At 74.3% G+C, this 19,052-nt stretch carries 16 protein-coding genes and 3 pseudogenes; 11 read left to right on the top strand and 8 right to left on the bottom strand.

Features of this window, described 5'->3' with window-relative positions:
• Nucleotides 1-83 precede the first annotated feature (83 nt).
• The 6 genes and pseudogenes from ABD946_RS01670 to ABD946_RS01645 all read right to left on the bottom strand — a co-directional run.
• A complete protein-coding gene (locus tag ABD946_RS01670; protein ID WP_345279295.1) occupies nt 84-1,127 on the bottom strand; it encodes an enoyl-CoA hydratase/isomerase family protein in 1,044 nt (347 codons plus the stop codon).
• A 113-nt stretch (nt 1,128-1,240) separates the two neighbouring features.
• Nucleotides 1,241-2,452, bottom strand: a complete 1,212-nt coding sequence (gene fahA / locus ABD946_RS01665) for a fumarylacetoacetase (RefSeq protein ID WP_345279294.1) — start codon at nt 2,450-2,452, stop codon at nt 1,241-1,243.
• Nucleotides 2,449-3,213, bottom strand: a complete 765-nt coding sequence (locus ABD946_RS01660) for a hypothetical protein (RefSeq protein WP_345279293.1) — start codon at nt 3,211-3,213, stop codon at nt 2,449-2,451. The genes fahA and ABD946_RS01660 overlap by 4 nt, the downstream gene beginning before the upstream one ends.
• On the bottom strand, nt 3,210-4,406 hold the full coding sequence (locus ABD946_RS01655; RefSeq protein ID WP_345279291.1) for a homogentisate 1,2-dioxygenase: 1,197 nt from the start codon (nt 4,404-4,406) through the stop codon (nt 3,210-3,212). The genes ABD946_RS01660 and ABD946_RS01655 overlap by 4 nt, the downstream gene beginning before the upstream one ends.
• A 24-nt stretch (nt 4,407-4,430) precedes the next feature.
• Nucleotides 4,431-5,567: a 4-hydroxyphenylpyruvate dioxygenase gene (gene hppD / locus ABD946_RS01650; protein ID WP_380150549.1), complete on the bottom strand. Its 1,137-nt coding sequence runs from the start codon at nt 5,565-5,567 to the stop codon at nt 4,431-4,433.
• A gap of 224 nt (nt 5,568-5,791) precedes the next feature.
• Nucleotides 5,792-6,415, bottom strand: a pseudogene (locus ABD946_RS01645) (phosphoribosyltransferase); the annotation flags it as partial.
• Between the two features lie 188 nt (nt 6,416-6,603).
• Between ABD946_RS01645 and ABD946_RS01640 the strand changes: the two are divergent.
• The 10 genes and pseudogenes from ABD946_RS01640 (at nt 6,604) to ABD946_RS01595 (ending at nt 14,599) form a co-directional block, all read left to right on the top strand.
• Complete coding sequence (locus ABD946_RS01640) at nt 6,604-7,776, top strand: sedoheptulose 7-phosphate cyclase (RefSeq protein ID WP_345279287.1); 1,173 nt, start codon at nt 6,604-6,606, stop codon at nt 7,774-7,776.
• Nucleotides 7,761-8,510: a cupin domain-containing protein gene (locus ABD946_RS01635; RefSeq protein ID WP_345279285.1), complete on the top strand. Its 750-nt coding sequence runs from the start codon at nt 7,761-7,763 to the stop codon at nt 8,508-8,510. Before ABD946_RS01640 ends, ABD946_RS01635 begins: the two co-directional genes overlap by 16 nt.
• The gene (locus ABD946_RS01630; protein WP_345279283.1) at nt 8,507-8,905 is read left to right on the top strand and encodes a pirin family protein; all 399 of its coding nucleotides are present in this window, start codon (nt 8,507-8,509) and stop codon (nt 8,903-8,905) included. Before ABD946_RS01635 ends, ABD946_RS01630 begins: the two co-directional genes overlap by 4 nt.
• Before the next feature lie 114 nt (nt 8,906-9,019).
• Complete coding sequence (locus ABD946_RS01625) at nt 9,020-9,349, top strand: hypothetical protein (RefSeq protein WP_345279281.1); 330 nt, start codon at nt 9,020-9,022, stop codon at nt 9,347-9,349.
• Entirely contained in the window at nt 9,346-9,738 is a 393-nt protein-coding gene (locus ABD946_RS01620) for a hypothetical protein (protein ID WP_345279279.1), read from the top strand. Before ABD946_RS01625 ends, ABD946_RS01620 begins: the two co-directional genes overlap by 4 nt.
• A 39-nt stretch (nt 9,739-9,777) precedes the next feature.
• Nucleotides 9,778-10,269: pseudogene (locus tag ABD946_RS01615) on the top strand (VOC family protein); the annotation flags it as partial.
• A gap of 3 nt (nt 10,270-10,272) precedes the next feature.
• A pseudogene (locus ABD946_RS42335) lies at nt 10,273-10,686 on the top strand (alcohol dehydrogenase catalytic domain-containing protein); the annotation flags it as partial.
• A 241-nt stretch (nt 10,687-10,927) separates the two neighbouring features.
• Nucleotides 10,928-12,133 carry a response regulator gene (locus ABD946_RS01605; protein ID WP_345279277.1) on the top strand — a complete coding sequence of 402 codons (1,206 nt, stop codon included), beginning with the start codon at nt 10,928-10,930 and terminating at the stop codon, nt 12,131-12,133.
• Between the two features lie 140 nt (nt 12,134-12,273).
• Entirely contained in the window at nt 12,274-14,286 is a 2,013-nt protein-coding gene (locus ABD946_RS01600; protein ID WP_345279275.1) for a sensor histidine kinase, read from the top strand.
• Nucleotides 14,287-14,407: 121 nt separating this feature from the next.
• The gene (locus ABD946_RS01595) at nt 14,408-14,599 is read left to right on the top strand and encodes a hypothetical protein (RefSeq protein ID WP_345279273.1); all 192 of its coding nucleotides are present in this window, start codon (nt 14,408-14,410) and stop codon (nt 14,597-14,599) included.
• Between the two features lie 76 nt (nt 14,600-14,675).
• On the opposite strand, the gene ABD946_RS01590 is transcribed toward ABD946_RS01595, so the two are convergent.
• Together ABD946_RS01590 and ABD946_RS01585 are read right to left on the bottom strand one after the other, a co-directional pair.
• A complete protein-coding gene (locus ABD946_RS01590; RefSeq protein ID WP_345279271.1) occupies nt 14,676-15,482 on the bottom strand; it encodes an alpha/beta fold hydrolase in 807 nt (268 codons plus the stop codon).
• Nucleotides 15,483-15,563: 81 nt separating this feature from the next.
• Nucleotides 15,564-17,366, bottom strand: coding sequence for a multicopper oxidase family protein (locus ABD946_RS01585; protein WP_345279269.1), 1,803 nt, complete (start codon nt 17,364-17,366; stop codon nt 15,564-15,566).
• A 307-nt stretch (nt 17,367-17,673) separates the two neighbouring features.
• Here ABD946_RS01585 and ABD946_RS01580 point away from each other — a divergent pair, with 307 nt between their 5' ends.
• Complete coding sequence (locus tag ABD946_RS01580) at nt 17,674-19,032, top strand: M28 family metallopeptidase (RefSeq protein WP_380150530.1); 1,359 nt, start codon at nt 17,674-17,676, stop codon at nt 19,030-19,032.
• The last annotated feature ends 20 nt before the right edge of the window (nt 19,033-19,052 follow it).

Raw genomic sequence — 19,052 nt, 5'->3', positions numbered from 1 at the left:
CGGGACGTGTACACACCCCCAGTCAAGACCGGGCCGCCGCCCGGCGCAACGCACCGCTGCGCCGGGCGGGCGCGCCGGTTCCGTCAGCCGGCCAGGCCGAGCTCGTCGCCGGGGCGCGGGGCGAAGAAGGCGTCGACCTGAGCGTCCGTCACCCCGTCGAGGGTGGCGGGGCTCCACCGCGGGTTGCGGTCCTTGTCGACCACCTGGGCGCGGATGCCCTCGACCAGGTCGGGGGTGGTGAGGGCGGTGCAGGAGATCCGGTACTCCTGGTCGAGGGTCTCGGCCAGCGAGCGGTGGGCGCGGGCGCGGCGCAGCGCGGCCAGGGTGACCTTGAGCATGGTGGGGGACTTGGCCCGGATCTGCTCGGCCGCCTCCTTGGCCTCGGCGGTGCCCTCGGCGTCCAGGCGCTCCAGCACCTCCTCCACCGTGCCGGCGGCGTAGCAGCGGTCGATCCACTCGCGCTGGGCGGCCAGTTCTGCGGCGGGGGCCTCGGCGGCGTGGGCGGCCAGCGCCTCGGCGGGGGTGACCTCGGCGAGGGCGGCGGTGAAGGAGGAGAGCGCCGCGCCCGGCACGAAGTGGTCGGCGAAGCCGCAGAGCAGGGCGTCGCCGGGGGCCATCGAGGCGGCGGTGAGGGCCAGGTGGGTGCCGAGCTCGCCGGGGGCGCGGGCCAGCAGCAGGCTGCCGCCGACGTCCGGCACCAGGCCGATCCTGGTCTCCGGCATGGCCACCGTGGTGCGCTCGCTGACCACCCGGACGCTGCCGTGCACGGAGAGGCCGACCCCACCGCCCATGGTGATCCCGTCCATCACCGCCACGTAGGGCTTGGGGTAACGGGAGATCAGGTGGTTGGTCAGGTACTCGTCCCGGAAGAAGGCCCGGGCCCCGGCACCGCCGAGCTTGGCGTCGTCGTGCAGCGCGCGGATGTCCGCCCCGGCGCACAGCCCGCGGTCGCCCGCCCCGGTCAGCACCACGGTCTCCACCGCGTCGTCCTCGGCCCACTCGGTCAGCCTGTCGCGGACCGCGAGCAGCATCCCGTGCGTGAGCGCGTTGAGCGCTCGGGGCCGGTTCAGCATGATCCGCCCGGCCCGGCCGTCCCGGGCCATCAGCACATCCGTCGTCGTCGCCATGTGGAGCGCACTCTCCGTTCGTCGTCGTTCCGGTCGCCCCATGGATCATCGCAGGCCCGTGCACATGCCACGGCCCCCGCCCGGAAGACCGGACGGGGGCCGTGGCGGAGGTGCTACGGGACGATGCGGCCGGTGACCTCGCCGAAGGAGATCACGGTGCCGTCCGGGCCCGGGGCGGTGGCGGTGATGGTGACGGTGTCGCCGTCCTCCAGGTAGCTGCGGGTGGTGCCGTCGTCGAGCTTGACGGGCTCCTGGCCGTTCCAGGTGAGCTCGATCAGGGCGCCGCGGGTCTCCGGCTCCGGGCCGGAGACGGTGCCGGAGGCGAACAGGTCGCCGGGGCGGACGGAGGCGCCGTTGACGGTCATGTGGGCCAGCATCTGGGCGGCGGTCCAGTACATCCCGGCGAACGGCGGGCGCGAGATCACCTGGCCGTTCAGACGGACCGTCAGGGAGATGTCCAGGCCCCAGGGCTCGTCCTCCCGGTCGGCGAGGTAGGGCAGCAGCTCGAAGGTCCGGGCCGGCGGGGCGACCCGGGCCGCCTCCAGGGCGTCCAGCGGGACCACCCACGGGGAGAGCGAGGTGGCGAAGGACTTGCCGAGGAAGGGGCCGAGCGGCACGTACTCCCAGGCCTGGAGGTCGCGCGAGGACCAGTCGTTGAGCAGGCAGACGCCGAAGACGTGCTCGCGGAAGTCGGCCTGGGAGACCGGCTTGCCGAGCTCGGAGCCGGCGCCGACCACGAAGGCCACCTCGGCCTCGATGTCCAGGCGGCGGCTCGGGCCGAAGGACGGCAGCTCGTCGGTGGGGGCCTTGCGCTGGCCGTGCGGGCGGACCACCTCGGTGCCGGAGACCACGATCGAGCCGGAGCGGCCGTGGTAACCGATCGGCAGGTGCTTCCAGTTGGGGGTGAGCGGCTCGGTGCCGGGGCGGAAGATCTTGCCCAGGTTGGTGGCGTGGTGCTCGGAGGCGTAGAAGTCGACGTAGTCGGCCACCTCGAACGGCAGGTGCAGGGTCACCTCCGCCGCCGGGTACAGGTGCGGGGAGAGCGCCGCGCGGTAGGACTCCTCGCCCAGCCAGCGGGTGAGCGCGGCCCGGACCTCGGTCCAGGCCGGACGCCCGGCCGCCAGCAGCGGGTTGAGCGTGTCGGCGTCCAGCAGCACCGACGGGTCCCCGGCGGCCCGGGCGGCGGCGCCGGCGTCCAGCACGAAGTCGCCGACGGCCACGCCGATCCGGCGGCGGCCGGGCTCCTCGGCGGTCGAGAAGACGCCGTAGGGCAGGTTGTGCAGGCCGAACGGCGAGTCCTGCGCGGAGGCGAGCCAGCTGGTCAAGACTTCTCCCGGGTGAGCAGGCCGAGCTCGGCCAGGTCGGCGAGCGGCTCGGCGATGGAGCAGGTGCCGAAGGCGGTGAACGACCGTCGGGCGGTGGCGATCTGGGTGTCCGTCAACTGCCGTACCACCTCGGCGAGGCGGCCCCCCGACCGCTCGGCGAGGTGGTCGGCGGCATGGTCCGGGTCGGCGGCGGCGAGCAGCACGTTGAGGAAGCCGTGGTGCTCGAAGCCGGTCTCCGGGTCGGTGTGCCGGACGGCGTTGTGCAGCCCGGCGGTGAGCTTGTACGGGATGCCGCGCTCGGCGCAGCCGGTCAGGAAGGCGGCCAGCTGGGCCTCGGTCGGGAAGGCCTCGGCGGCCAGCCCGCCGGTGCGGAACTTGGCCCGGTGCCGGGTGCCCACCAGCTGGTCGAGCTGCTTGAACAGCAGGTCTCCGTAGGGGAGTTCGAGCGCGGCGACGACGCCCTCGGGCAGCCCCGAGGGCAGCTCGGCGGCGGCCACCTCGACGCCGACGACGTCGAGCCCGGGCACCGGGGTGAAGCGCTCGGTGCCCGGCGCCAGCACCAGGGCGACGGGGAAGTCCGGCCGCAGCGCGGCCAGTTCGCCGGCCCGGCCCGCCCCGCACAGGAACGGGCCGACGGCCTCGGCGTACCAGGCCAGGCGGTGCCCGTGGTGTGCGGGCACCGCCTCGCCCAGCGGAAGGTCTCCCGGCGGGAAGACCGACGCGTCGTCGAAGAGTCCTCGGAACAGCGCGGGCACCGTCACTTGCGGCCCCCCGACCAGCTCCAGGCGTACTTGCCGTCGTCGGTCGCGGTACCGCCCTCGCCGAGCTCCAGCGGGCGGAAGGTGTCCACCATGACCGCCAGCTCGTCGAAGAACTCCGCGCCGATCGAGCGCTCGTACGCGCCCGGCTGCGGGCCGTGGGTGTGGCCGCCCGGGTGCAGCGAGATCGAGCCCTGGCCGATCCCCGAGCCCTTGCGGGCCTCGTAGTTGCCGCCGCAGTAGAACATCACCTCGTCGCTGTCCACGTTGGCGTGGTAGTACGGCACCGGGATGGAGAGCGGGTGGTAGTCCACCTTGCGCGGCACGAAGTTGCAGATCACGAAGTTGTTGCCCTCGAAGACCTGGTGGGACGGCGGCGGCTGGTGGATCCGGCCGGTGATCGGCTCGTAGTCCCTGATGTTCAGCGCGTACGGGTAGAGGCAGCCGTCCCAGCCGACCACGTCGAAGGGGTGGTGCGGCACGGTGTAGCGGGTGCCCACCACGCCCTGCGGGCCGCGGTGCTTGACCAGCACGTCCACCGGGCCGTCGTGCTCGGCCAGCAGCGGGCCGACCGGGCCGCGCAGGTCGCGCTCGCAGTACGGGGCGTGCTCCAGCAGCTGGCCGAAGCGCGAGAGGTAGCGCTTGGGCGGGGTGATGTGGCTGTTCGCCTCGATGCAGTAGGCGCGCAGCGGGGCGTCCCCGGTGGGGACCCAACGGTGCGTGGTGGCACGGGGGATGATGACGTAGTCCCCCTCGCCGACCTCCAGCGAGCCGAACACCGTCTCCAGCACGCCGGTGCCCGACTCCACGTAGACGCACTCGTCGCCGAGCCCGTTGCGGTACAGCTCGCTCGGCGCGCCGGCCGCCACGTAGGAGAGGCGGACGTCGCCGTTGCCGAGCACCAGGCGGCGCCCGGCGACGGCGTCGACGTCCTTCCACTCCTCGCCCGGGAAGAGCTCGTGGAGCTTCAGGTGCCGGGGCAGGAGGGGCAGGTTGGGCACGGTCGACTGGCTCGGCAGGTCCCACGGGGCGGCGTCCAGGATCGCGGACGGGATGCCCTTGTGGTACAGCAGCGAGGAGTCCGAGGAGAACCCCTCCTCACCCATCAACTCCTCGTAGTAGAGCGCCCCTTCGGGTGTGCGGTGCTGGGTGTGCCGCTTCGGCGGGATGCTGCCGAGCTGCCGGTAGTGCGCCATCGTCCTGCTCCTCCTGGGCCGGTCTCAGAGGTTTCCGCGCTTGTCCTGCTCGCGCTCCAGGGACTCGAAGAGCGCCTTGAAGTTGCCCTTCCCGAAGCCCAGCGAACCGTGCCGCTCGATGAACTCGAAGAACACCGTCGGCCGGTCGCCCTGCGGCTTGGTGAAGATCTGCAGCAGGTAGCCGTCCTCGTCACGATCGACCAGGATGCCGCGCTTCTTGAGCTCCTCGACCGGGACGCGCACCTTGCCGATGCGCTCGCGCAGCTCCGGGTCGTCGTAGTACGAGTCCGGGGTGGAGAGGAACTCGACGCCGTTGGCACGCAGGATGTCCACGGTGGTCAGGATGTCGTTGGTGGCCAGCGCCAGGTGCTGGCAGCCCGGGCCGCCGTAGAACTCCAGGTACTCGTCGATCTGGGACTTCTTCTTGGCGATGGCCGGCTCGTTCAGCGGGAACTTCACCCGGTGGTTGCCGCTGGCGACCACCTTGCTCATCAGGGCGGAGTACTCGGTGGCGATGTCGTCGCCGACGAACTCGGCCATGTTCTCGAAGCCCATGACCCGGTTGTAGAACGCCACCCACTCGTCCATCTTGCCGAGCTCGACGTTGCCCACCGCGTGGTCCAGGGCCTGGAACAGGCGCTTGGGGTGCCCCTCCGGGCGCTGCACCCGGGTCTGCGCGGCGACGAAGCCGGGCAGGTACGGGCCCTGGTAGCGGGAGCGGTCGATCAGGGTGTGCCGGGTCTCGCCGTAGGTGGCGATGGCGGCGCGGCGCACGGTGCCGTTCTCGTCCGAGACGTCGTTCGGCTCCTCCAGCACGGTGGCGCCGGTGGCGCGGGCGTGCGCGATGCACTTGTCCACGTCCGGGACCTCGAGGGCCAGGTCGACCACGCCGTCGCCGTGGCGGCGGTGGTGGTCCAGCAGCGGGCTCTCCGGGGAGACGCCGCCCTTGATGACGAAGCGGCAGGAGCCGGAGCGCAGCACGTAGGCCTTGCGGTCGCGGCGGCCGGTCTCCGGGCCGGAGTAGGCGACCAGCTCCATGCCGAACACGGCCTGGTAGAACTGCGCCGTCTGGGTGGCGTTGCCCACCACGAAGACGACCGCGTCCTGGGCGGTCACCGGGAAGGGGTCACCGGCGGCGTCGTGCTCGACCAGACCCACCAGGCGGCGCAGCTGCTCCGCGTCGAGCCCGGCCTCCAGCTCCTCGGGGGTCAGTTCAACGGCGTTGGTGGTCATGGGTGGTTCCTCCACGTCGAGGCATGCGGTGCGCTGAGCTTGCTCCCGTCCGGTCGGTTGGGCAACAGGTCGCCCGTGGGCTGCGCAGTGTGTACAAGGTGGGCAGGGGTCGGCCGGTGCGGCTGGACAGATTGCCCAGTGGTGGTCGGTCAGGCTCCCCTTGCCAGGATCTCCAGCACCTCCCGGTCCGAGGTCTGGCCGAAGTCCGCGTAGAACGCGCCGACGGCCCCGAAGCGCTCCGGTTCGTACGGGCAGACCAGTTCGTCCGCCTCCCCGGCCAGCTCGGCCCGCCAGCCGGCCGGGGCCACCGGGACGGCCAACACCAGGTGGGCGGCGCCGCGCTGACGGAGCGTCCGGCAGGCCGCCCGGGCGGTGGAGCCGGTGGCCAGGCCGTCGTCCACCACGACCACGGTGCGTCCGGCCAGCGGCAGCGGCGGGCGGCCGCCCCGGTAGCGGGCGGCCCGGCGGGCCAGCTCGGCGCGCTCGGCCCGCTCCACGGCGGCGAGCTGATCCGGCGTCACCCGGGTGGCGCGGAGCACCTGTTGGTCCAGCACCAGGGCGCCGTCCTCGCCGACCGCGCCCATCGCCAGCTCCGGCTGCCAGGGCACCCCGAGCTTGCGCACCACGCAGACGTCCAGCGCGGCCCCCAACGCGGCGGCCACCTCGGCGGCCACCGGCACCCCGCCGCGCGGCAGCCCGGCCACCACCGCACCCGGGCGCGGCCCCAGCGCGGCGGCCAGCCGGCGCCCGGCGTCCCTGCGGTCGGTGAAGTGCACGGTCCCGCCTCCTCCTCCCACCGTACGTCCGCCGGTCCCGGGCACCGGCCGGGACAACGGGGGCCGGATTCCGGGACGACGGGGGCCGGGCTCCGGGACAGGGTGGAGGCGCAGCGCCCGTGCGTCCGGGACGGCAGGCCGGAGACCTTGGAGCTCCGAATCCAGTACGCACCGAGGGAGGCCCACCCGTGGCCGCCAAGACCAACACCCCCGCGCACGGCCTGTTCACCACCGGCGAGCCGATCAGCGCCTGGACGGTCAGCACCGCGCTCCCCGTCACCTACCAGGTGGCCTTCACCCCGCAGATCCTCGGCCCGGCCAACCCCGCGCTGGCCCATGCCGGGGCGCCCGCCGGACGGCGTCTGGTGGTGGTGGAGGAGACCGTGCACCGGCTGTACGGGGACCGGATCCGCGCCTACTTCGAGGCCCGGGGCCTGACGACCGCGCTCTGCGTGCTGCCGGCCCACGAGCAGGTGAAGACCATGGACTCGGTCTTCCTGGTCGCGGAGCAGATGGACCGCTTCGGCGTCTCCCGCCGGCACGAGCCGGTGATCGCGATGGGCGGCGGCGTGCTGATGGACGTGGTCGGCCTGGCCTGCAGCCTCTACCGGCGCTCCACCCCCTTCGTCCGGGTGCCCACCACCCTGATCGGCCTGGTGGACGCCGGCGTCGGCGCCAAGACCGGGGTCAACTTCGGCCCGCACAAGAACCGGCTCGGCACCTACCACCCGGCGGCGGTCACCCTGCTCGACCCGGCCTTCCTGGCCACCCTGGACCAGCGGCACCTGAGCAACGGGCTGGCCGAGGTGCTCAAGGTCGCGCTGATCAAGGACAAGCGGCTCTTCGAGCTGCTGGACCGCACCGGCGAGCAGCTGATCGAGCAGCGCTTCCAGGGCCCGACCCCCGGCGGGGAGGTGCTGGTGCGGGCGGTGCACGGGATGCTCCAGGAGCTCCAGCCCAACCTCTGGGAGCACCGCCTGGAGCGCTCGATGGACTACGGGCACTCGTTCAGCCCCACCGTCGAGATGCGCGCGCTGCCCGAGCTGCTGCACGGCGAGGCGGTCTGCCTCGACATGGCGCTCACCACCGTGCTCGCCCAGCGGAGGGGACTGGTCGAACGGACCGAGCGGGACCGGGTGCTGACGGTCATGCGCAAGCTGCGGCTGCCGCTCTGGCACCGGCTGCTGGACGCCGCGACGCTGGCCGACGCGCTGGCCGACACCGTCCGGCACCGCGACGGCCGGCAGCGCTTCCCGCTCCCGGTCGGCATCGGGGCCGGTTGCTTCGCCGACGACGTCACGGCCGACGAGATCGCCGCGGCCGCCGCCGAGTTGGAGGAGCTGGCATGCGCAGCGCGGTGATCGTGGCCGACACCCGGGGGCCGGCCGACGTGCACGGTGTGCACGGCACCCACGGCCTCACCCACTGGACCTGCCTGGCCCGCCGGCCCGGCCTGCACGGCGGCTGGGAGGCCGTCGAGTGGGCCAGCCTGCCGCCGGGCGGGGTCAGCGGGGAGCACCTGCACACCAGGACCGAGGAGGTCTACGTCCTCCTCACCGGCCGCGGCGAAGTCACGCTCGACGGCCACCCCCATCCCGTCGAGGCCGGTGACGTCATCCTCACCGGGCTCGGCACCACGCACGGCCTGCGCAACACCGGGGCCGAAGCGCTGGACTGGCTGGTGATCGAAATGCCCGCACCGCACCCCGGCCGACTGCCCGACCGGCACCCCGCCCACCTGCCCCGCCCCCGCACGCCGATCATGCGGCACGCGGTGGTCACCAACCTCCGCCGGGTCGGCCCGATCGACCCCGGGGTGGTGCTCACCGGGCCGCTGGTCCGCCTGGAGGTGGTCCGGCTCGCGCCGGGCGCCCGGGCCGAGCTGGTGGCCGACGGCGTCGAGCACACCGTCTTCGTGACGGCCGGCCGCGGCCGGGCCGCCGCCGGGGACGTCCGGGTCCCGATGGAGCCCGGACGCTCCGTCACCCTCCCGCTCGGCAGCTCGGCGGCCCTCACCGCCGGGCCGGACGGGCTGGAGTACGTCCACGCGGTGCTGCTCGTGGCACCGCCCGCCACCGGAGGCGAACCCGAATGATCGTCAGCGACACCGCGCACGCCGCCGTGCACCTGGGCCCCGGCACCCAGCGGGTCCGCACCCGCTGCCTGGCCCGCCGGGGCATGCTGCACAGCGAGACCGAGGCCGTCGACCACGTCCGGCTCAGCCCCGGCGCCTGCTTCGACCTCACCGGCCGGGGCGGCACCGAGGCCGCCTGGTACGTGCTGCGCGGCCCGGTCGCGCTGCTGGACTGCCCCGAGCAGCCGCTGCGCACCCTGACCGAGGGGGACCTGCTGCTCGCCCCCGAGGGCGGCCGGGTCCACCTGCACGGCGGCCCACTGGGCGCCGAGCTGCTCTGCCTGACCCTCACCCCGGCCGCCGTGAGCAGCCAACTCCCGGCCCGCAAGCCCGACTTGCTGGTCCGCGAGGGCTGACCGACACCGCCTCCCGGGGCCACGGCAGGGCCGGAACGGGACCCCGCGCCCTGCCGCCCGGGACAGCGGGCGGGACATCGTCGAAGCATCGAGACCGAGCAAGGAGCGTCCGAGATGACCAGCACCGCGATCACCGCCCTCCGCCGGGGCCGCGCCGTCGACCCCGGCCGGGTGCTCACCGGACCGCTGCGCGGCGTCGGGCTCTCCTGGCTCGACCCCGGCGAGAGCGTCGAGCTCACCTCCGACGGGGTCGAGCACACGCTCTACGTCACCGCCGGCGGTGGTGAGGCCGCCACCGAGGAGACCGAGGTGCCGCTCGCCGAGGGCACCGCCGTCACGCTGCCGCTGGGCGGCCGGCTCGCCCTCACCGCCGGCGAGTCCGGCCTGGAGTACTTCCACGCCGTGCTCGCGGTCCCCACCGACTCGGGAGATGAACCCCGATGATCGTCACCACCGCCTCCGCCTCGGCGATGACCGTGGTCGGCCCCGGCAGCGAGCGCACCCGGGTCTCCACCCTGGCCCGCCGCGACCTGGTCCGGGCCGACTGCGAGTCCTTCGAGCACCTGCGGCTCAGCCCCGGCGCCACCCACGCGCGGACCGGCCGCCGGGAGACCGAGACCGCCTGGTTCGTACTGCGCGGCCCGGTCCTCGCGGACCAGCACCCGGGCGAGGCCCACCACCTGGCCGACGCCGGTGACCTGCTGCTGGTCCCGGCCGGCCAGGACCTCACCCTGCGGGCCGGCCCGCTCGGCGCCGAGCTGCTCTGCCTGACGCTCGGCGCGGCCCGGCGGCCCCGGCGCCACCCGCGGCTGCGGAAGGCCGTCCGGCCGTGACCGCTCTCCCCGGCGCCCGCGCCGTCCCACCACGTCGCCTACACCGTCCCCGACCTGGAGGAGGCCGTGACCTTCTTCACCGGGCTGCTCGGCGCCGAGCTGGTCTACCGCACCGGCCCGGTCCAGGACCCGGACGGGGACTGGATGGAGCGTCAACTCGGCGTCCATCCGAGGGCGGTGGCGCACATCGCGATGCTGCGCCTGGGCCCGGTCGGCAACCTCGAACTCTTCCAGTACGAGGCCCCGGGCCAGCGTCGCGAGCTCCCGCGCAACAGCGACTGGGGCGGCCACCACCTGGCCATCGCGGTGGCCGACGTGGACGCCGCCGCCGCGTACCTCCGGGCCAACGGCGTGGAGGTGCTCGGCGAACCGGAGACGGTCGCCGAGGGCGGCCCGATCGACGGCGACCGCTGGGTCTACTTCCGCGCCCCCTGGGGCCTCCAGCTGGAGCTGATCGACCTGCCGCGCGGCCTGCCGTACGAGCGGACCACCACCGCCCGGCTCTACCACCCCGACACCGACTGGAGTTGACCGATGATCAGCGCCACCGCCGCGGTGGTCCGCGGCCCCGGGGAGCCCTTCCGGCTCGAACCCGTCCTGCTGGACGAGCCGCGGCCGGACGAGGTGCTGGTCGAGGTGGCCGCCGCCGGGATCTGCCACACCGACCTGAGCGTCCGGGCCGGGCACACCCCCGGCCCGCTGCCGGCCGTGCTCGGCCACGAAGGGGCCGGCACCGTGCGGCGGGTCGGGAGCGCGGTGACGGGCCTGCGGCCCGGCCAGCCGGTGGTGCTGACCTTCACCTCCTGCGGGCGGTGCCCCGACTGCCGCACGGGGCGGCCGGTCCGCTGCGAGCACTGGCCCCGGCTCAACCTGTTCGGCGGGGCCCGCGCGGACGGCAGCCCGACCCTGCGGGCGGCCGACGGCTCGCCGCTGCACGGGCACTTCTTCGGCCAGTCCTCCTTCGCCACCCACTCGCTGGTGACGGAGCGGAACGCGATCCCGGTGCCCGGCGGCCTGCCGCCGGAGCTGCTGGCGCCGTTCGGCTGCGGGGTGCAGACCGGGGCCGGGGCGGTGCTCAACGTGCTGCGCCCGGAGCCGGGTTCGACCCTGGTGGTGTTCGGCGCCGGGGCGGTCGGGCTGGCCGCCCTGCTGGCGGCCCGGCTCACCCCCGGCCACCGGGCTGGTCGCGGTGGACGTCCGGCCGGAGCGGCTGGCGCTGGCCCGCGAGCTGGGCGCCACCGCCGTGGTGGACGCCACCGCCGGGGACCCGGTGGCGGCCGTGCGCGAGCTGACCGGCGGCCGGGGCGCCGGGTACGCCCTGGAGACCAGCGGGCAGCCGGCCGTGCTCGGGCAGGCGGTCGGCGCGCTGGCGGCCGGCGGCACCTGCGCGGTGGTGGGCGCCGCGCCCCGGGGGAGCGAGCTGGCCCTGGACGCGGCGGTCCTGCTGGACCGCACCCCGAGGATCGTCGGCGTCAACCAGGGCGCCAGCCTGCCCGGGCGATTCCTGCCCGCGCTGGTGGAGCTGTTCCGGGCCGGCCGGCTGCCGGTGGACCGGCTGGTGCGGGCCTTCCCGTTCGCGGAGGGTCGAGCGGGCCGCGGCCGCCGCGGCGGGCGGCGAGGTGGTCAAGCCGGTGCTGGTGATGGGCTGACGCGCCGTCAACCCGGGCCGGCCCGCCAGCATGTCACGCTAAGTCATACATTCACCACTGGTAGTGTCGGCCGGGTGGATGAGCAGCAGAGGGACACCGGTGCCGTGCGTGTACTGATCGTCGATGACCACCCCCTCTTCCGGGAGGGGCTGAAGGCCGCCCTGCAGAGCGCCGAGGGCATCGAGGTGGTGGGCGAGGCCGAGACGGTGGCCGCCGTCCCCGGGGCGGTGGCCGACCTGCTGCCCGACGTGGTGGTGCTCGACCTCTCGCTGCCGGACGGCTCCGGCCTGGAGGCGGCCCGGCTGCTGGCCGCCCAGACCCCGACCGCTCCGGTGCTGATGCTGACCATGGCCGACGACGACGGCAGCCTGCTGGCCGCCCTCCAGGCCGGAGCCCGGGGCTACCTGGTCAAGGGCGCGGGGCGGGACGAGGTGCTGCACGCGGTGCGCACCGTCGCGGCGGGCGGCGCGGTCTTCGGCTCCGACATCGCCGCCCGGATCACCGCCCTGCTGGCCGGCACCAAGCTGCGCGAGGCCGGGAAGCTCTTCCCGACCCTGACCGCCCGCGAGGCCGAGGTGCTCAACCTGGTCGCCAAGGGCCTGGACAACCGCCGGATCGCGCGCGAGCTGGTGGTGGCCGAGAAGACCGTGCGCAACCACGTCACCCACATCTTCGAGAAGCTCCACGTGGCCACCCGGGCCGAGGCCGTGGCCCGGGCCCGGGACATGGGCCTGGGCGACGACTGAGCCCGATCAGCAGAGCCTCGCGCCCCCGGTGTGACCACCGGATGTCGGGGCCGGGACGGGACCAGCGGCCCGTGCGACCGGGACAGCGGACGGGGGAGCATGGGCAGCCCCACGTGGGTCACGGGCGAGGAGCACAGCCGATGAGCGAACCTCAGAGCACCAGCACCGCCCGGGCCCTCGCGGTGTCCGGGCTCGCCCTCCTGGCGGCCCTGCTCTGGGCGGGGCTGGCCATCGCCAACCCCGGGCTGGGCTTCGACCAGCAGTACTTCTACGACGGCGGCTGGGTCGCCTTCGGGCTCACCCTGGCGCTCTGCGGCGTGGCGCTGGTGCTCAACCGCAACGCCGTCGGCCTCGGCGTCATGCTGCTGCTCTCCGGGCTGCTGATCCCGGCCGGGGCGGCCGCCGAGCTGGTGACCGGGCTGGCCGAGGCCGGGCCGGCCGCCGTGTGGGCCTCGACCTCGGTGGCCTTCGCCTCCCAGGTCTGCTTCATGGCACTGCTGATCGCGCTGCCGCTCTGGCTGCCGGGCATGCGCCTGCCCGCCCGCGCGCGGTGGGCGCTGCCGGGCGTGCTGCTGCTGGCCCTGCCGATCGGGATGGTCAACGTCTGCCTGAACCCCACCGTCTACGGCCGGACCAACCCGTACGCCGAGAGCTCCCTGTACGCCTGGCTGGACTCCTGGTTCACCCTGGCGGTCTCGTACCACGTGCTGCTCGGCGCCACCTGCCTGACGCTGCTGGTCGCGGCCGTCCGCTGGTACCGCTCGCCCGGGCCGCAGCCCTTCCAGCGCGAGCTGGTCGCCGCCTACCTGCTGTGGAACGTGCTGGTCACCGTCCCGTACTACGTCGACTTCCAGGCCGACTGGCTGGTGTACGCCACCTTCCTGGCCGGGGTGGTGGCCTTCGCCCTGGTGCCGGCCGCCGCCTTCCGGCGGGACCACTCGCTCGCCCTGGACCGGGCCACCCGCCGCTACCTGGTCGGGTACGCCTTCGGCACGCTGCTCTTCGTGGTGGTCACGGCCGCCGCCGTGCTGGCCCAGCTGCTGCTGCCCGGCGGCTCGGCCGGTGCCCGCTGGGCCCTGCTGATCAGCGTCGGCGCGCTCGGCGCCCTGCTCCAGCCGGCGGCCCACTCCATGACCCGGCTGGTCGACCGCTACTACTACGGCGAGCGGGCCCAGCCCTACCAGCTGGCGCGCGGTCTGGCCGAGCGGATGAGCCACACCGTCAGCCCCGCCGAGGCGCCGCCGCTGCTCTGCCGGACGGTGGTGGAGGCGCTCGGCCTGCCCGGGGCCCTGGTCCAGGTGGAGACCAGGGCCGGGGCGCGCGAGCTGGCCCGGCTGGGGAGCCCGGGCCCGTCCGCCGAGAGCTTCCCGCTGAGCTACGAGGGCGCGGTGATCGGGCAGTTGACGGTCTCTCCGCGCTCGGGCCAGCGCGAGCTGGACCGGCAGGACCGCGAGGTGCTCCGGCTGCTGGCCGACCAGGCCTCGCCCTCGATCGCCGCGATCGGCCTGTACGAGGACCTCCAGGACAGCCGCAAGCGGATCGTGCTGGCCCGGGAGGAGGAGCGGCGGCGGCTGCGGCACGACCTGCACGACGGCCTCGGCCCGGCGCTCTCCGGCCTGCGGCTCCAGGTGGACGCGGCGCAGACCGGTCTGCCGCCCGGCTCGACGGTGGCCGACTCGCTCACCGCCGCCTCGGCCGGGATCGGCGGTGCGATCACCGAACTGCGCCGGATCACCGACGGGTTGGCGCCCGCCGCGCTGGACGGCGAGGGCCTGTCCGGGGCGCTGCGCGGGCTGGCCGACGGGCTGGGCCACCGCGCCCTGCGGGTCACCCTGGACCTGGATCCGGACCCGCTGCCACCGCTGCCGGCCGCCGTCGAGGTGGCGCTCTACCGGATCAGCGGTGAGGCGCTGAACAACGTGGTGCGCCACTCCGGGGCCTCCTCGGTCCGGCTCAGCCTGCGGGTCGGCCCCGAGGAGGTCACCGTCGAGGCGGCGGACGACGGCGCGGGATTCCCGGCCCACCACTCGATCGCCGGGGTCGGCCTGCGGTCGATGGCCGAGCGGGCCGAGGAGCTGGGCGGCACCTTCACGGCCGTGAACGACTCCGGCGGCGCCCGGGTCCGCGCGGTCTTCCCGCGGGCCCAGGTCTGAGCGCTCCCGGCGGGCTTCCGGGACCTCGCGGGGACCAGCGGCCCATGCGGACGGGACCGTTCCGGGCGCAGGGTGGTGGAGGACCCGCTCCCCGGCGGGCCGCCACACCGGAGGCGATCGCATGACCACCGTGAAGACCCTGCCGATCCCCGGGCCGCGTCCCGTGCCGGGCACGTACGCGCCGGGCAGCGACGCGCCGCTGCGGATCACCTGCCGGCCGGGCATCCCGCGCCGCCCGCACAAGCCCAAGCCGGAGGGGGAGCCCAAGCCGGACGACGAGCCCAAGCCGGACGAGGAACCCGAAGTGCGCTGAGCGCGCGCTCCGGGACCCACTGGGAGCAGTACCGAGCGGCCCGGCCGGGCACCCCCGGCCGGGCCCTTCCGCGCGCTCATGGCGCGCGCAGCACCAGCTCGGCGAAGCGGTCCGGCCGGGAGAGGTTGAGGAGGTGGTCGGCCCCGGCCACCGTGACCAGCTCCGCGCCGGGCACGCCGGCGGCGATCCGGGCGGCACAGCGGTGGGTGTACGGGAGGTCGTGCTCGCCGACCGCGGCCAGGGTCGGAGCCGTCACCTCGGCCAGGTGGGCGATGCCGGGGCGGGCGGGCTCCAGCGGCTCGGCGGGGGTGCCGAGCAGGAAGTCGGGGGAGTCGGCGTAGAGCCGGGCCAGCCGCAGCCGCTGGGCCGGGGTCGCCCGCGGTGCCCAGACGTCGAGGTCGGCCAGCGCGGCCGCCTGCTGGTCGCCCCGCCGCACCGCCTCCGCGCGCGGCGCCAGGGCGGTCAACACGGCCTCCAGGTCGGCCTGTTCGGCCGGGTCGGGGTCGGGCAGGTGCAGCGCGCAGCCGACCAGCACCAGGCGCTCGACCCGCTCGGGGTGGGCGAGGGCGAAGTCCAGCGCCTTGCGGCCGCCGTCGGAGGAGCCGGCCAGGGTGGCCCGCTCGATCCCGTGGGCGTCCAGGACCGCCAGCAGGTCGGCGGTGAAGGACCAGGGCACGGTGGCCCGGGCGGAGCGGGGCCCGACCGAGCGGTCGTCGTACCTGGTCACCCGGCGGTGCGGGAGGAGTGCGGGGAGGTTGCCCTCCCACATCCGCAGGTCCACCGAGCCGGCGTTGAGCAGCACCAGGTCCGGGCCCGTCCCGGCCCGGGTGCTGAAGAGCTGGCCGCCGGGGACCGGGACCACCAGGTCCTGAGGGGTCGTCAAAGGGGGCTCCGTTCGGAAGGGTCGGCCGTGGGCCGGACCAGCTGAACAGAGCCCCCGGGGCGGGTGCCAGTGAATTGGCGGTCAGTGGTGGTGGCCGCCCATGTCGCCCATGCTCGGGTCGAGCGCCATCACGGCCATCGGGGAGACGGTGAAGGGCCGCATCATGCCGTCGTCCTCGTGGTCGAGGATGTGGCAGTGGTACATGTACTTGCCGGTGGCGCCGGTGAACTGCCCGGCGATCCGGACGAGTTCGCCGGGGGCGACGGTGACGGTGTCCTTCCAGCCCTGCTCGGCGGGCTCGATCACCGAGGGCGTGCCCCAGGTGACCGGCTTGCCGACCGGGGTGCCGCCGGCCGCCCGGTCCATGGTGGTGATGTCGCAGGCGGCCCGGGTGAGGATCTGGAACTGGATCAGGTGGACGTGCACCGGGTGGAGCGCCCTCGGCCCCAGGTTGACGACGGTCCACTGCTCCCAGGCGTCCTCCATGATCCGCCAGTTCAGCCGGTCGTTGAACTCCCGTGCGACGCGCCGGTACGTCCGCTCCGCCTGGCCGTCCTGGCGCAGCTGGACCAGGCCGTCCACGACGGTGCCGGGCGGCGGCACCTCGGCGGCGGGCACCTCCTCCATCTCCCAGAACTCGAACATGTTCTGCGGGGTCTGGTGGATCATCAGCATCCGGTGCCCGTGGTCGTGCGGGATGTCGTCGTGGCTGAGCCGCCGGAACGTGGGCGAGAGCACCGCCGGCAGGGCGAACGGCTCCTCGCAGTCGGCCCGTTCGGCGACCCGGAACTCCATCACCTCGGGGTCGGGCAGCCGGTTCGCCGGGTCCGGCACGCCGACCGGGTCGTCCTCGCCGATCCGCTCGCCCTCGGCGGGCGCCGGGGCGGAGTTGACCAGCCGCAGGGTGCGGCCGCCCAGGGCGGTGAAGTCGACCAGCAGGTCGGCCCGTTCGGCCGGGGCCAGGCTCAGGCCGGTGCCGCCGACCGGCACCGGCGTGCCGAACAGGCCCGCGTCGCTGCCGATCTGCCAGACCACCCCCGGCACCCGCCGGTTCTCCTGGTCCACCAGGTGCAGCCGGAAGGGGCGGGAGTTGGCGGCGTTCAGCACCCGGAAGCGGTACCAGCGCGGCTGCACCGCGTGGTGCGGCCAGATCACGCCGTTGACCAGGGTGTAGCGGCCGCAGAAGGGCAGCGGGCCGACGGTCTTGTGCAGCAGGTGCCCGGTCGGGGCGCCGTCGGGGCCGGTGGCGAAGTTGCGGTCGCAGAGCACCAGCGGCACCTCGAACTCGCCGGAGGGGAGCCGCAGCCGCTCCTCCTCCTCGTCCCGCACCAGGTACATCCCGGCCAGGCCGGCCAGCACGTTGAGCCGGGTGACGCCCATCGCGTGGTCGTGGTACCAGAGCGTCATCGAGGCCTGGTCGTTCGGGTACTCGGAGAGCTGGGAGCGGCCGGTGTGCACCGCGTTGTCCGTCCAGCCGTCGTGGCCGCCGTCGGTGACGGCGCCGTGCAGGTGGACCACCAGCCAGGGCGGCAGCTCCGGGCCGGCGGGGTTCAGCAGCGCCGGGTCGATGCCGGGCTCGTTCTCGGCCGGGGGCAGGGTGACCTCGGGCAGGTGGCCGACCAGGGCCGGGTAGCGGGTGCTGACCCGGTTCTGCCAGTCCACCCGGAGCCGCTCGCCGCGCCGGACCTCGATGGTCGGGCCGGGGAAGGTGCCCTCGTAGGTCCACATCGGGGTGGGCGGCAGCTGGGAGTGCAGCCGCACCTCGGCGGAGACCTGGCGGACGGTCAGCTCCCCGTCGGGGCCCGGGCGGAGCACCTCGGGGATGCGCAGCGGGTCGAGGAACTTGGTCAGGTCGGCGGTCGGGGGAGGGGTGGTCTCGGGCACGGGTGGCCTCCGCGTCGGTCGGTGTACGTCCCAGCCTGGCGGCCCGACGGTCCCGGTCGCATGAGGCAGCGGTCCCGGGCCGTCCCGTGTCACCGGTGTTGCCGACCCGTGTCAACTCGCGGCGCTCCGTGGGCGGACGGCCCTTGGGCCGTCAGGAACCGTTCCGGGAGCGGTGGTTGAACCCCTTGACGCGCTCTTGCCCTTCACCCAATCATCATGGGCACGTCAGCACACCCTCGCCGACCGGACACCCGGCCCGGCGGGCCCCGTACGTTCCGTTCTGCCCCACCAGAATCTGGAGCTCCCCTTGTCCCAGCATGCCGAGCAGCGTGCCCAGCGGCGATCCCGCCCGCACCGCTCCGCCCTCGTGACCGCCGCCGCCCTCGCCCTCACCGCGGGCTTCGCGGCACCCGCCGCCCTGGCAGAGGCCGCCCCGGCGCCCGCGCCGGCCGCGGCCGCCCTGGCCGCGGCGCCGGACATCCCGGTGGCCAACGTCAAGGCGCACATCAACCAGCTCCAGTCCATCGCCACCGCCAACGGCGGCAACCGCGCCCACGGGCGGCCCGGGTTCAAGGCCTCGCTCGACTACGTGAAGGGCAAGCTGGACGCGGCCGGCTTCACCACCACCGTGCAGACCTTCACCAGCAGCGGCGCCACCGGCTACAACCTGATCGCCGACTGGCCGGGCGGCGACGCCAACCACGTGGTGATGACCGGCGCCCACCTGGACTCGGTGACGGCCGGCCCCGGCATCAACGACAACGGCTCCGGCACGGCCGGCGTCCTGGAGGCCGCGCTGGCCGTCTCCCGGGCCGGCCTGCAGCCCACCAAGCACCTGCGGTTCGGCTGGTGGGGGGCGGAGGAGCTCGGCATGATCGGCTCCAAGTACTACGTCAACAACCTGCCCACCGCCGAGCGGGCGAAGATCGACGCCTACATGAACTTCGACATGATCGGCTCGCCGAACCCGGGCTACTTCGTCTACGACGACGACCCCAAGCTCGAAGGCGTGCTGAAGAACTACTTCGCGAGCGTCAACGTCCCCACCGAGATCGAGACCAACGGCGACGGCCGCTCCGACCACGCCCCGTTCAAGAACGTCGGCATCAAGGTCGGCGGTCTCTACACCGGCGGCGACGAGATCAAGACGGCCGCCCAGGCGACCAAGTGGGGCGGCACCTCGGGCCGGGCCTTCGACGCCTGCTACCACGCCTCCTGCGACACCAGCGCCAACATCAGCGACACCTCGCTGGACCGCGGCGCCGACTCCATCGCCTACGCCGTCTGGGCCCTGGGCACCGAGGCCCCGCCGCTGCCCGGCACCGTCTTCGAGAACACCGCCGACGTGCAGATCCCCGACAACGGCGCGGCGGTCACCTCCTCGGTCACCGTCAGCGGCATCACCGGCAACGCCCCCGCCACCCTCAAGGTCAGCGTGGACATCAAGCACACCTACCGCGGTGACCTGGTGCTCGACCTGGTCGCCCCGGACGGCTCCGCCTACCGCCTGAAGAACTCCAGCACCAGCGACTCGGCCGACAACGTGATCGCCGACTACACCGTGAACGCCTCCAGCGAGGTCGCCAACGGCGTCTGGAAGCTCAAGGTCCAGGACGTGGCCGCGCAGGACACCGGCTACATCAACAGCTGGAAGCTGACCTTCTGAGCGGACCCGACGGTCCCTGA

Origin of the sequence: Kitasatospora albolonga (assembly GCF_039535905.1) — a bacterium.
In the GTDB taxonomy this organism is placed as follows: domain Bacteria; phylum Actinomycetota; class Actinomycetes; order Streptomycetales; family Streptomycetaceae; genus Kitasatospora; species Kitasatospora albolonga.
The sequence above is the reverse complement of the archived record's forward strand: the minus strand, read 5'-3'. Positions and strand labels throughout refer to the sequence as shown.

Bases quoted from the DNA above. Each gene is read 5' to 3' on its own strand.
- ABD946_RS01670 (WP_345279295.1), bottom strand. From the start codon at position 1,127: ATGGCGACGACGACGGATGTGCTGATGGCCCGGGACGGCCGGGCCGGG.
- ABD946_RS01655 (WP_345279291.1), bottom strand. From the start codon at position 4,406: ATGGCGCACTACCGGCAGCTCGGCAGCATCCCGCCGAAGCGGCACACC.
- ABD946_RS01635 (WP_345279285.1), top strand. From the start codon at position 7,761: ATGCGCAGCGCGGTGATCGTGGCCGACACCCGGGGGCCGGCCGACGTG.
- ABD946_RS01630 (WP_345279283.1), top strand. From the start codon at position 8,507: ATGATCGTCAGCGACACCGCGCACGCCGCCGTGCACCTGGGCCCCGGC.
- ABD946_RS01625 (WP_345279281.1), top strand. From the start codon at position 9,020: ATGACCAGCACCGCGATCACCGCCCTCCGCCGGGGCCGCGCCGTCGAC.
- ABD946_RS01620 (WP_345279279.1), top strand. From the start codon at position 9,346: ATGATCGTCACCACCGCCTCCGCCTCGGCGATGACCGTGGTCGGCCCC.
- ABD946_RS01600 (WP_345279275.1), top strand. From the start codon at position 12,274: ATGAGCGAACCTCAGAGCACCAGCACCGCCCGGGCCCTCGCGGTGTCC.
- ABD946_RS01595 (WP_345279273.1), top strand. From the start codon at position 14,408: ATGACCACCGTGAAGACCCTGCCGATCCCCGGGCCGCGTCCCGTGCCG.